This is a genomic window from Flavobacterium cerinum (assembly GCF_024496085.1).
Taxonomy (GTDB): domain Bacteria; phylum Bacteroidota; class Bacteroidia; order Flavobacteriales; family Flavobacteriaceae; genus Flavobacterium; species Flavobacterium cerinum_A.
In genome coordinates this window covers 574426-587390 of the sequence record NZ_CP101751.1, presented here as the reverse complement: position 1 = coordinate 587390, position 12965 = coordinate 574426, and the positions used below count along the sequence as shown (strand labels likewise).

At 37.8% G+C, this 12965-nt stretch carries 11 protein-coding genes; 8 read left to right on the top strand and 3 right to left on the bottom strand.

Annotated features, from left to right (window positions below; all coding sequences use genetic code 11):
* Positions 1–92 precede the first annotated feature (92 nt).
* The 6 genes from NOX80_RS02615 (at position 93) to NOX80_RS02590 (ending at position 6632) form a co-directional block, all read left to right on the top strand.
* Positions 93–947 carry a ChaN family lipoprotein gene (locus NOX80_RS02615; protein ID WP_256551784.1) on the top strand — a complete coding sequence of 285 codons (855 nt, stop codon included), beginning with the start codon at positions 93–95 and terminating at the stop codon, positions 945–947.
* Positions 948–1001: 54 nt separating this feature from the next.
* The gene (locus NOX80_RS02610) at positions 1002–1868 is read left to right on the top strand and encodes a hypothetical protein (protein WP_256551783.1); all 867 of its coding nucleotides are present in this window, start codon (positions 1002–1004) and stop codon (positions 1866–1868) included.
* 190 nt (positions 1869–2058) lie between these two features.
* Positions 2059–2898 (top strand): succinate dehydrogenase cytochrome b subunit, encoded by an 840-nt coding sequence (locus NOX80_RS02605; RefSeq protein ID WP_256551782.1) that lies wholly within the window; start codon positions 2059–2061, stop codon positions 2896–2898.
* A gap of 20 nt (positions 2899–2918) precedes the next feature.
* The gene (locus NOX80_RS02600) at positions 2919–4919 is read left to right on the top strand and encodes a fumarate reductase/succinate dehydrogenase flavoprotein subunit (protein ID WP_256551781.1); all 2001 of its coding nucleotides are present in this window, start codon (positions 2919–2921) and stop codon (positions 4917–4919) included.
* A gap of 44 nt (positions 4920–4963) precedes the next feature.
* Positions 4964–5707, top strand: coding sequence for a succinate dehydrogenase/fumarate reductase iron-sulfur subunit (locus tag NOX80_RS02595; protein ID WP_256551780.1), 744 nt, complete (start codon positions 4964–4966; stop codon positions 5705–5707).
* Between the two features lie 157 nt (positions 5708–5864).
* Complete coding sequence (locus tag NOX80_RS02590) at positions 5865–6632, top strand: amidohydrolase (protein ID WP_256551779.1); 768 nt, start codon at positions 5865–5867, stop codon at positions 6630–6632.
* On the opposite strand, the gene NOX80_RS02585 is transcribed toward NOX80_RS02590, so the two are convergent.
* Together NOX80_RS02585 and NOX80_RS02580 are read right to left on the bottom strand one after the other, a co-directional pair.
* Positions 6624–8234, bottom strand: coding sequence for an Ig-like domain-containing protein (locus NOX80_RS02585; RefSeq protein ID WP_256551778.1), 1611 nt, complete (start codon positions 8232–8234; stop codon positions 6624–6626). The genes NOX80_RS02590 and NOX80_RS02585 overlap by 9 nt on opposite strands.
* 78 nt (positions 8235–8312) lie before the next feature.
* A complete protein-coding gene (locus NOX80_RS02580) occupies positions 8313–8996 on the bottom strand; it encodes a ComF family protein (protein WP_256551777.1) in 684 nt (227 codons plus the stop codon).
* Positions 8997–9058: 62 nt separating this feature from the next.
* Here NOX80_RS02580 and NOX80_RS02575 point away from each other — a divergent pair, with 62 nt between their 5' ends.
* On the top strand, positions 9059–9853 hold the full coding sequence (locus tag NOX80_RS02575; RefSeq protein ID WP_256551776.1) for a hypothetical protein: 795 nt from the start codon (positions 9059–9061) through the stop codon (positions 9851–9853).
* Positions 9854–9914: 61 nt separating this feature from the next.
* Positions 9915–11456: a glycine--tRNA ligase gene (locus NOX80_RS02570; protein WP_256551775.1), complete on the top strand. Its 1542-nt coding sequence runs from the start codon at positions 9915–9917 to the stop codon at positions 11454–11456.
* Positions 11457–11873: 417 nt separating this feature from the next.
* Here the strand turns inward: NOX80_RS02570 and thiL are convergent, their stop codons facing one another.
* Positions 11874–12923, bottom strand: a complete 1050-nt coding sequence (thiL, locus tag NOX80_RS02565; protein ID WP_256551774.1) for a thiamine-phosphate kinase — start codon at positions 12921–12923, stop codon at positions 11874–11876.
* Positions 12924–12965 lie beyond the last annotated feature (42 nt).

The following is a 12965-nucleotide window of genomic DNA, read 5'->3' as shown; positions in this document are numbered from 1 at the left end:
TATAGAACCCAAATTTAAAGAATTTAGGCTGAAAAGGTGTTAATGCGACTTTAAAATTTTGAGGAATTCATAATAATAGGTAATTTTCTGCCATGAAAAAAACAATATCACTCTTCGTTACCCTGTTTTTTATGACAATTTTACAGGCGCAAGACAAAATGCCGTATCAAATTTTTGATAAAAAGGGAAAAAAGACCAATTATAGTAAAATGCTAAAAGAGGCCGGTAAAACGGATATCGTTTTATTTGGTGAACATCATGATAATTCGGTGGTTCACTGGTTGCAGTTGGAACTGACAAAAGATCTTGCGAAGAAACGGGATGTGGTGTTGGGAGCTGAAATGATTGAAGCTGATAATCAGAAGCAATTGAATCAGTATCTGAAAGGGGAAATAGATCAAAAAGCATTTGATACATTGGCAAGACTTTGGAATAATCATAAAACCGATTACAAGCCGTTAGTTGACTTTGCGAAAGAACATCAAAAAGCATTTATCGCAACGAATGTTCCGAGACGATATGCCAGTATGGTGTTTAAAAAAGGTTTTGAAGCTTTGGAAACCCTGAAACCGGAAGAGCGGAACTGGATAGCACCTTTACCAATAGCATATGATCCGCAATTACCGGGTTATGTGAAAATGATCGAAATGATGGGAGGTCATGGCGGTGATAATCTTCCGAAAGCCCAGGCTATAAAAGACGCAACGATGGCTTATTTTATCCGTGTAAACCAAAAAGAGGATGCGGTATTTATTCATTACAACGGAACATATCACAGTGATAACTTCGAAGGGATTTATTGGTATTTAATGAAAAGCGATCCGAAAAGTAAGATAATTACTATTGCGACGGTAACACAAAAAAATATTTCACAATTAGAAGCAGAGCACTACAATAAAGCAGACTATATTCTCGTTGTAGATGAAGATGTAACCAAGACCTATTAAATTAACAAAATCTTGGCAGGATTTTTGTTGGTAATCTTATGTTAATCTAAAGCAATGAAATTTAAAAGCATCATATTCGTATTACTGTTGGCCATCGCATTCTTTTCGTGTGATGACAATGATGATGTTAAAAATGCAGAACCGCATTTGGTGATGCGATTTAAATTTGATGCTGCACAGCCAAGATTAAACAATTTAGGTCAACCGGTAGCTGTAGCTGACGGTAATGCTGCACAATCTCCTTCTTTTAACGCAATCAGCTCACACTATATCGAAATGGCGCCAAATGCTAATACGGCATTAGGGATGGGAACAGTATTGTATCATGCGCCGGAAACTATGGCGGGTGGAGAAAAAGCAATTGATTTCAGTCAGTCAAAGATTGTAGGGGAAAACGAGATCTTTTTGTCAATTCCGTTAAGCCAGGTCGCAACAGGAAGTTATGAATGGATGCGGGTATCATTGTCTTATCAGGATTATAATATTAATATTCTGCATCAGGGTGTTGACTATAACGGCACGCTGGCCAGTTTTGTAGGGTTTAAAACCTATTTGACTACACATCATATCGGAAATAGTAGTTTTCCTGTAAACGGAAATCGCGAACAGGGATATTGGGCTTTAAATGTAAACGGAATGCCTTTTTCGGGGCAAACACCGGCAGGAGCTACAACCGTTCCGAATCCGCTTTATGCGACATCACCAATACCGCCTAAATCCTGTGTGGTTACCGGTAAATTTGCTGCACCTTTAGTAATAACCGGAAACGAAACACGTGACGTAGAAGTAACCTTGTCATTATCGGCAAACAACAGTTTTGAGTGGAAAGAAGTCCACGTAGACGGGAAATATGAGCCATCAGCAGGTGAAAATGTTGTGGATATGGGATTGCGAGGATTGGTTCCGTCTTATCAAAAATAAAATTCTTTTCTATCGCCGGTTGTTATTTTGCTATAATATAGTAAGATAGCTATTTTTGTCAATATGGTTTTCTCAGAACTTAAGGTGATATACTTTAAATTCATTATAAATAAGCCTTAAAGGGTTGCGGTTAATTTGAAATAGCGTTACTTTTGTTTGATTTTTTTAAAAACTATTACAATCAAACACTATGGCAAAATCTGCACTTTTAAAGTCATCTATTGGAAAAAAATACTGGATGGCTCTTACGGGTTTATTTTTATGCTTGTTTTTGGTGGGACACTTGGCAGGTAACCTACAATTATTGTTCGGTACACAGCTGCAATTCAATGAATATGCATTATTCATGACTACCAATCCAGCGGTAAAAATTCTATCTTATGTAACCTACATTTCGATCCTGTTTCATGCGATCGATGGTATCCTTTTAACGATTCAGAATAAAAAGGCGAGGCCGATAGGGTATGCGAAGAACAACGCGGCAGCAAACAGTGCCTGGGCATCAAGAAATATGGCTGTATTGGGAACATTAATCCTGATTTTCATCGCTACGCATATGGTGAACTTCTGGGCTAAAATGCACTTTACTACTATGCCATTACAAAAAATTACTGTAGAATCGCAAACGGGTGGTGCTCCGCAGGAATTTTATCTTACTTCAGGATGGGGACAAGATAAATTTATTCCGGTACAAACCGTAGACGGAGAAAATGTAGTATTGGAAGGACGTGATTTCTACTCTGTAAAACCGGTGAAAGTAAAATTTGCAGAAGGGTATAAAGATTTACACACAATTACAATAGAGTTCTTTAAAGATCCGAAATTGGGATTAGCATTTACAATTTTCTACGTGTTCTCAATGGCTGTTTTAGCATTCCACTTATTACACGGATTTAACAGTGCATTCCAGTCGTTAGGTGCTAACAATCCAAAATACACACCGGCGATTAAAGTTTTCGGAAAAGGATTTGCAATTATTGTTCCTTTATTATTTGCTATTATTCCTTTATATATTCACTTCTTTAAATAATCCTATAATAGATAAAGATTATGGCATTAGATTCTAAAATACCTCAAGGTCCTATTTCTACAAAATGGACAGACTATAAAGATCATATAAACTTAGTGAACCCGGCCAATAAACGTAACATCGATGTAATTATCGTTGGAACTGGACTGGCAGGAGGTTCGGCTGCTGCAACTTTAGCAGAATTAGGATATAACGTTAAAGCTTTTTGTTTTCAGGATTCTCCGCGTCGTGCGCACTCAATTGCAGCACAAGGAGGTATCAATGCAGCAAAAAACTACCAGGGAGATGGTGACTCAACTTTCCGTTTATTTTATGATACGGTAAAAGGTGGAGATTATCGTGCTCGTGAGGCAAACGTTCACCGTCTGGCGGAAGTTTCGGCTAATATTATTGACCAATGTGTGGCTCAAGGGGTGCCGTTGGCTCGTGAATACGGCGGATTATTAGACAACCGTTCGTTCGGGGGAACATTAGTATCCAGAACGTTCTATGCAAAAGGGCAAACCGGACAGCAATTGTTGTTGGGTGCTTATTCTGCAATGAACCGTCAAATCGGACGTGGTAAAATCCAAATGTACAACCGTCACGAAATGTTAGACCTTGTAATCGTTAAAGGAAAAGCAAGAGGAATCATTGCTCGTAACCTGATTACAGGAGAAATTGAAAGACATTCTGCTCACGCAGTTGTAATTGCTTCCGGAGGTTACGGAAACGTATTCTTCCTTTCTACAAATGCAATGGGAAGTAACGTAACGGCTGCATGGAAAATACATAAAAAAGGAGCTTATTTTGCTAACCCTTGTTATACACAGATTCACCCGACTTGTATTCCGGTTTCCGGAGATCACCAGTCAAAATTAACATTGATGTCAGAATCATTGCGTAATGATGGTCGTATCTGGGTACCTGCAAAATTAGAAGATGCTCAGGCAATCCGTGAAGGACGTTTAAAACCGACACAAATTGCCGAAGAAGATAGAGATTACTATTTGGAAAGACGTTACCCGTCTTTCGGTAACCTTGTACCGCGTGACGTTGCGTCTCGTGCAGCAAAAGAAAGATGTGATGCCGGATACGGAGTAAACAAAACCGGAGAAGCTGTTTATCTTGATTTTGCGTCTGCAATCCAGCGTTATGGAAAGGAACAGGCAAAAATTAAACACTTAGATCCGGATGATGCGGCTTTAGTGAAAAAATTAGGAACGGAAGTAGTAGCAAACAAATACGGAAACTTGTTCCAGATGTATGAGAAAATCGTTGACGATAATCCATACGAAACACCAATGATGATATATCCTGCGGTACACTACACTATGGGTGGTATCTGGGTAGATTACAATCTTATGACTACAGTTGAAGGTTGTTATTCAATCGGTGAAGCTAACTTCTCGGATCACGGTGCAAACCGATTGGGAGCTTCTGCTTTGATGCAGGGACTTGCTGACGGATATTTTGTATTGCCTTATACAATTGGTGATTATCTTTCTAAAGATATCCGTACCGGAAAAATTGATACAAATTTACCGGAGTTTATCGAAGCAGAGAAAAATGTTAGAGATCAAATTGAAAAATTGAGTAAAAATAACGGTACGCATTCAGTTGACTATTTCCATAGAAAACTGGGTAAAGTAATGTGGGATAAAGTAGGTATGGCGCGTAATGCAAAAGGACTTGCTGAAGCGATGGATGAAATCAGAGCCATTCGTGAAGAATTCTACAGAGACGTTCGTGTACCGGGTGATGTTAACGGATTTAACCAGGAATTGGAAAAAGCATTACGTGTTGCTGACTTCCTGGAATTAGGAGAGTTATTCGCGAAAGATGCTTTACACCGAAATGAATCTTGTGGAGGACACTTCAGAGAAGAATATCAAACGGAAGAAGGTGAAGCACAACGTGATGACGTTAACTTTGCATACGTAGCTGCTTGGGAATATAAAGGAGACCCGAGAGAAGCCGTATTACACAAAGAAGAGCTGAAATTCGAAAATGTGAAACTGGTTCAAAGAAGTTACAAATAATGTAATGTGTTAAGGGAACCTCTTAATACTTAATACTCAAAGTTATGAATTTAACGTTAAAAATATGGCGTCAGAAAAACGCTCAAGATAAAGGACAATTAGTTGATTATAAAATCAGCGATGTGTCGCCGGATATGTCTTTCCTTGAAATGTTAGACGTATTAAATGACGGATTAGTTGAAAAAGGAGACGAACCGGTAGCTTTCGATCACGACTGTCGTGAGGGAATCTGCGGGATGTGTTCACTTTATATCAATGGTGAAGCACACGGACCGGACAGAGGTGTAACAACTTGTCAGTTACACATGCGTATGTTCAAAGACGGTGATACAATTTATATCGAACCGTTCCGTGCAAAAGCATTCCCGGTTATTAAAGACTTAGTAGTTGACAGAAGTGCTTTCGACAGAATTCAACATGCAGGAGGATTTATTTCGGTTAATACTTCCGGAAATACACAGGATGCGAACGCTATTCCAATCCCGAAACACGATGCCGACAGAGCTTTTGATGCTGCAACATGTATCGGATGCGGTGCTTGTGTAGCAACATGTAAAAACTCTTCTGCGATGCTATTCGTATCGGCAAAAGTTTCTCAGTTTGCTTTATTACCGCAAGGTAAAGTGGAAGCAGCAGAGCGTGTATTAAATATGGTAGAACAAATGGATCACGAAGGTTTCGGAAACTGTACTAATACAGGAGCTTGTGAAATCGAATGTCCTAAAGGAATCTCCCTTGAGAATATCGCTCGTATGAACAGAGAATACTTAAAAGCAAGTATTAAATAGTTTGTAAAAAAATCACAATAAAAAACGCATCCTTCTTCTTGTTGGATGCGTTTTTGTTTTTTATAGCAGATTTATTTCGTGAAACCCTTTCGTTTGCCAGAACTTTTATATTTTTATTGATATAAAAACTCGCCAACCTAAAAAAGAACTACACACAATGAAAGTTAGCATCATTCAGGCGCCTCTGTTTTGGGAAAACCCAGAAGTAAACCGAAATTATTTCGCAGCAAAAATTCAAAATATACCGGAAGATTCATTGTTAATTATTCTCCCGGAAATGTTTAGTTCCGGTTTTACAATGAACCCGGAAGAAGTCGCGGAACCAATGGATGGCGTTACGGTAAACTGGATGAAGGAAACCGCCATTGAAAAAAACTGCGCTATAACGGGAAGTCTTGTAATCCGTGAGAATGATCTTTTTTATAACCGTTTATTGTTTGTTTTTCCTAACGGAGATGTAGAATACTACGATAAACGCCATTTGTTTTCGCTTGCGGGAGAACATAAAACCTATACCGCCGGTGGAACCGAACGTTTAGTTGTAAATTATTTAGGATGGAGAATATGTCCGCTAATTTGTTACGATTTGCGTTTCCCGGTATATTCCCGTAATAACGATGATTATGATCTGTTAATTTATGTTGCCAACTGGCCACAGGTTCGAATTTTAGCCTGGGATACACTTTTAAAAGCCAGAGCTATCGAAAATATGTCCTATGTGATTGGAGTTAACCGAATCGGAGACGACGTAAATCATAATTTCTATTCCGGTCATTCACAGGTATTGGATTATCTTGGAAATGCTTTGGTGGAACCGGTCGAAAAAGAAGTGGTTTTCTCCGTGCATTTAGACAAAGAATTAATGTTGGCCAACAGAAATAAATTAGGGTTTTTAAGAGATCGGGATAAATTTAACCTAATCTAGCTTGAAAACCTGATCGACATCCCAGTTTGCCCTTACGTCGACTTCACCCTGGAAATAAATAACCTCTTCCGGTTGTTCTCTTCTTAGGAAATTACCGGTATCCCATTTTCGGTTCTTGTTGTCATCGTAGATAAGACGTAGCGTGTATGCGTTCGGATCGAGTAAGTTATAATCGATTGTCGTTTCTTTTTCACTGTATTCCGAAGCCAGGATCTTTCCGTCTTTATCCAGTAATTCCAGGATTACAGGAAAACGTTTTACATTTTCAAGACGAACCCGTAAATTCCCGAAATCAGTATTTTGGCGTGTCGCTAAAGTGTATTTTAACGTGTCGTTTTTAGCTTGATAAAAATCCGTTAAAGCACCCGGGAATAATGTTAAAGAATAACGCTGATTCGGATCTTTTTTAAAATCGATTTCCAATTTTTTCTCATACTCCAGATAATTTATCCGGAAAGGTACGGCAGTAGAATCTTTTGAACTTGTTAACTTGATTTTAGCCTGATCAATCTTGGATAAAGGAATCGAAGGTGTGATGGTGAAAGTATCACGGAAATTGATGTTGCCGGTTGGTTTGGCTTCAAACGAAAGGGTATCGTTTTTAGCTTTCATCTCCTTTATTTTTGTTATAAATTCTTTGGTGTACTCACCGTTGGTGACTTGTATTTTTAATGAATCGGCTTTGATTTTCGGAAGCCAGATATTTAACGAGTCTTTGGTCGAATATTTGGTAATCGTTGTATTAAGGATTTCGTTTCCTTTAGATACGACAATTTTAGTGTTTTTTGCCTTTTCTTTTCCTTCAAATCCGAGAATAAGTCGATTCGGATTTTCCTGAGTTGGTTTTTCCGCTTTAAAATCAACTTCTTCCTTAAACAAGTCTAACCGGAAAATAGTATCATTAGGAACCTGTATCGGATTTTTAAAGAAAGCGATTTTGTCTGTTTTCGGATTGAATTTATAATCGTTATTGGCATCTTTAAGCGCTACAAGAAAATACTTGCCTTCCTTTAAATTTTCCAATGTAAAGATTTTTAAACTGTCTAATGTATTGGTTACATAACGGGGATGTTGTTTAAAAACAGTTGAATCGGCGAATGTTTCCGCTTCATATAGCATAACCGAAACGAAATTGTCAACTTTCTTGTGATATGCGTCGCGAATCATACCGCCTATTTTGAGAGAATCGATATAATCTCCTGTCGAGAAGACATATTTAAACTGAGAATACGGATTCATCTCATTATTGTCGGCAATACTCTGTCCGAAATTAAAACTGTAAGTAGTATTGGGTAGTAAAGTATCCTTAATCTTAATCGTGATATATTTGCTGGCATAACCCATCGGAACAATATCCGGGGCTTTTTTCATTGGAGGAGAAATGATCAGCTGCTTGTTGATGTCTTTTACCTTAATGTATTCGTCAAAATTAATTTTGATCAGGTTGCCATTAAAGTTCGTGCTGAAATTTTTAGGAACGCTATAGGTAATTGTAGGAGGAATAGTATCTTTTGGTCCGCCTGAAACCATACCTCTTTTGGCACATCCGGTTAACAGAACGGAAAAAACAACAATCAGGAAAGCGATGCGGTATTTCAACATGTTATCAGCATTTTTAACAGCACAAAATAACGATTATATTCAGTGGAAAGAAAATCTTTTTGGAAAATCTTTATAAAATTACGTGTCGGTATAAGCGATGGTTGCAATACTCAGTTTCGCACCGGGAATTTTTAATAATTGTTTTCCGCAGGCTTCCAGCGTTGCTCCGCTTGTGATAACATCATCTATTAAAAGGAAATGTTTGTTAAAATCCCTTTCGCTTGCGTGACAGTTAAATAGGTCGCTGTTTATTTCGGTACGATTAAAGATGTTTTTCCGGGTTTGTGTTTTGGAATAATGGTCCCGATATAAAAGTGTTTCATTATATTGGATATGGAGACCTTCTGCCAATGTCTGGCCGAATCGGGTTAGCTGGTTGTAACCGCGTTCCTCTAATCGTCTTTTATGTAGCGGAACCGGAATAATGGTGGTTATATCCTGAAAAGCACTGTGATTTCGAAATCGATCCAGATACCATTCAGCTAATAAGGTGCCGATTTCCTGTTTGTTATTGTATTTTAGATGGTGAATCAATTGTTGCGCAATACCTTTTTTTCGATAGTATAAAAGGGAGAAAGCATACTCTAAGGACAAACGGCCGTAAAATTTTGTATAGGTTGTATTTTTAGCAGAAATAGGATGATCGGTGAACGGAAGCTCATGTCGGCATTTAAGGCATATAATATTCTCATTTTGCAATAAAATTGAATTACAGCCAACGCAAAGTGGCGGAAAAAGTAAGTTTATCAAGTTTTTTATCATTTCATCGATTATTTTTTTGGAATTACAAGATGAGGAATACTTTTAGCGATTATTTAATAGAAATGGCAAGTAATAACGCTACAAGATTAATTCAGGTAAGTGTCGGTGTGCTTTTAACCGGAGTGCTCACCTTGTCTTTTAATTTATATCGGTTATCTGTTGAAAATAAAACACTTAAAGATAAGATTTCATTAGAAAACTCGCTTCATAAAAATGAACTTTCTGAGATTTTAAAACGATATGATTCGGTTAATGGTATGCTGGTCAACCGATCGGATAAAAATACAGTACTGTTTAAGCCGGATATGCATTTAAAAAGTTTTTCAAAAGCAGACTCCATTAGCAGTAAAGCAGAAAAAGCGAAAAGAAAAATTCTTACAACTAAAATCAAAACGGAGAAAAGAAAATCGGTAAAATCGTTAGCCGAATTAAATGATCATCCTTCCGACAATGAGGAGCTTCCCTCAAAAAACTTAAAAGCACTCAATGTCAGTGTTCGAGGTGTAAAAATTATCTACAGTGACTATCTCGAAACCAATCGCTCCAAAAAAATTGATCAAATCCGGATTTGTTATACTTTAAATTTTACCGAATCCATTCCGAAAGGGAATCAGGAAATCTTTTATCAAATCGTCAATCCGGAAAATACAATACTGGCGAATTGTTCCCGTTCCGACGAAAAATTTAACTGCGATTTAAGCTGTACGGCAAAAGGAATCGTGTTCTACGAAAATAAAGCTACCGATGTCTGCGCCTTTGTAGATGTCGATAAAAAAAAACTAATCCGAGGCGAGTATGAAGTCAATATCATACATCAGGACCGAATAATCGGAACGGCTAATTTCCAATTTAGATAATTGCCGTAAAAAGTTAAAATTTCCCCTGTTTTTTACAATCTCTTTTTCCTATTTTTGCAACATGGCAAAACAAGACGATTTATTTAAAAATGTAGTTTCGCATGCAAAAGAATACGGATTTATATTCCCTTCGAGCGAAATCTATGATGGTTTGAGCGCAGTATATGATTATGCTCAGAACGGTGTTGAATTAAAGAAAAACATTCGTGAATATTGGTGGAAATCCATGGTTCAGATGCACGAGAATATCGTGGGTATCGATGCGGCTATTTTTATGCATCCGACTACCTGGAAAGCGTCCGGCCACGTTGATGCCTTCAATGATCCGTTAATTGATAATAAAGATTCAAAAAGAAGATATCGTGCTGATGTTTTAATTGAAGACTATGCTGAAAAATTAAATCAGAAAGCACAAAAAGAAATTGATAAAGCACGTGAACGTTTCGGAGACGCTTTTGATGAAGCGCAATTCGTTACGACTAATGCCCGTGTAATGGAATATCGTACGCGTCAAAGAGAAATTCTGGAGCGTATGGCTCGTTCACTGGAAACTGAAAATCTGGCTGATGTTAAAGCTTTGATCGAAGAGCTGGAAATCGCTTGTCCGGAATCCGGATCTAAAAACTGGACTGAAGTACGTCAATTTAATTTGATGTTCGGTACAAAATTAGGTGCATCTGCTGATTCGGCAATGGATCTATACCTACGTCCGGAAACCGCTCAGGGAATTTTCGTTAACTTCCTGAATGTTCAAAAAACAGGACGTATGAAAGTGCCTTTCGGTATTGCACAAACCGGAAAAGCTTTCCGTAATGAAATCGTAGCACGTCAGTTTATCTTCCGTATGCGCGAATTTGAACAAATGGAAATGCAATTCTTCGTTCGTCCGGGAGAAGAAATGAAATATTATGAATACTGGAAGGAAACCCGATTAAAATGGCATCTTTCATTAGGACTTGGAAAAGAGAATTACCGTTTCCACGATCATGAAAAATTAGCACACTATGCTAATGCCGCTGCGGATATCGAATTTAACTTCCCGTTCGGATTTAAAGAATTGGAAGGAATTCACTCCAGAACGGATTTCGATTTAAAAGCACACGAATCGCATTCCGGTAAAAAATTACAATATTTTGATAACGAAACCAATTCGAGCTATGTACCGTATGTAGTGGAAACATCAGTTGGATTGGATCGTATGTTCCTTTCTGTTTTCTCAAAAGCCTTACAGGAAGAAACATTGGAAGACGGATCAACCCGTACCGTATTAAAATTACCGTCAGTATTAGCGCCAACAAAAGCTGCGGTATTGCCATTGGTTAAAAAAGACGGTTTACCGGAAGTAGCCCGAAAAATTATAGACGATCTGAAATGGGATTTCAATGTGTCGTATGATGAAAAAGATGCTGTCGGGCGTCGTTACCGTCGTCAGGATGCATTAGGAACACCATTCTGTATTACGGTAGATCATCAGACATTAGAAGATGAAACCGTAACGATTCGTCATAGAGATAGCATGAAGCAGGATCGCGTTAAAATTTCAGAATTGAGAGCAATTATCAGTGACGAAGTTTCTATGCGTAACTGGTTGATGAAAATGTAATGCAATTTTAAAAAAGCTTTCCGTAAATGGAGAGCTTTTTTATTTACGGTTTTATCGTTCTTTAAGGTAGGGTTTCTGGTTTAAGTAGTATTTTTAGTGCAAAATGGAGGTTTTTAAAGCGGTTGAAAATGTTAAAATGGACAAAAAAGCTAAAAAAAAATCAAACCGTAAAAAAAACTGAAAAAAACCGTAAAATGCTTGTGTGGGAAACAAGTACTTTTACAGTGTCATTAAATACTTAATTAAGTTAGTTTATACAGTATAAGGTAAATATAGTGGATTACCTTCTTTAGCCCAGCCTGTAAAAGGTCTTGCTACAGCCCAGCCAAATAGAGGATTTGGTTTAGCTCATTAAAAATCAAGCGTTAGTAATGTACTAACGCTTTTTTTATGTCTTTATTGTTTTTTGTAAGAATTTTATTCTTCACTTAATGCATTCCACCCTCTTGCTTTTAATGGAATTTTAGTGTTGGCACGAGTTATTAAATGAATACCTTCACTTTCCGGTGCCATATGCCCGATTACTGTAAAATTCGGATTTCCTTTAATCTTATCGAAATCTGACATTTTGATTGTAAATAACAATTCGTAATCTTCTCCTCCGTTAATGGCAATTGTAGTACTGTCGACATTAAATTCTTCACAAGCATTGATCAATTGAGGATCCAGTGGTAATTTGTCTTCGTATAGATTACAACCTTTTGACGAATTCTTACAAATATGAATAATCTCAGAGGATAATCCATCTGAAATATCAATCATTGAAGTCGGTTTTAAGTCTAGTGCTTCCAATAATTCTTTTACGTCTTTACGCGCTTCCGGTTTTAACTGACGTTCGATAAGATAAGTATAAGCATCCAAATCCGGTTGGTTATTCGGGTTAACCTGGAAAACCTGCTTCTCGCGTTCCAAAACCTGTAATCCCATATAAGCGGCACCAAGGTCACCGGTAACAACTAATAAATCGGTTTCACCGGCTCCGTTACGGTAAACCAGTTCTTCTTCTTTTGCTTCGCCGATAGCTGTAATGCTAATGATTAATCCTTTCTGAGAAGAAGTGGTATCCCCGCCGATCACATCTACATCATATATTTTGGCAGCCAAAGCAATTCCGTCGAAAAGTTCTTCCAGTGCTTCCAAAGGGAAACGATTCGAAACGGCAATCGAAACGGTTATCTGTGTTGGTTTGGCATTCATTGCACAGATATCGGAAAGGTTAACGACTACAGCTTTATATCCCAAATGTTTTAAAGGCATATAAGCAAGGTCAAAGTGAACGCCTTCTACCAATAAATCGGTTGAAATCACCACTTTTTTATCGTTAAAATCCAGTACAGCCGCATCATCGCCAATCCCGGTTAATGTGGATGGCTGATTAATTTTGAAGTGCTGGGTCAAATGCGATATTAATCCGAATTCTCCCAGTTGCGACAAACTGGTTCTTTGAGGCGTTTTGTCTTCTATCATCTGAATAAGTATAAGAATGCAAAGTTGCAAAGGTTTTTTTAG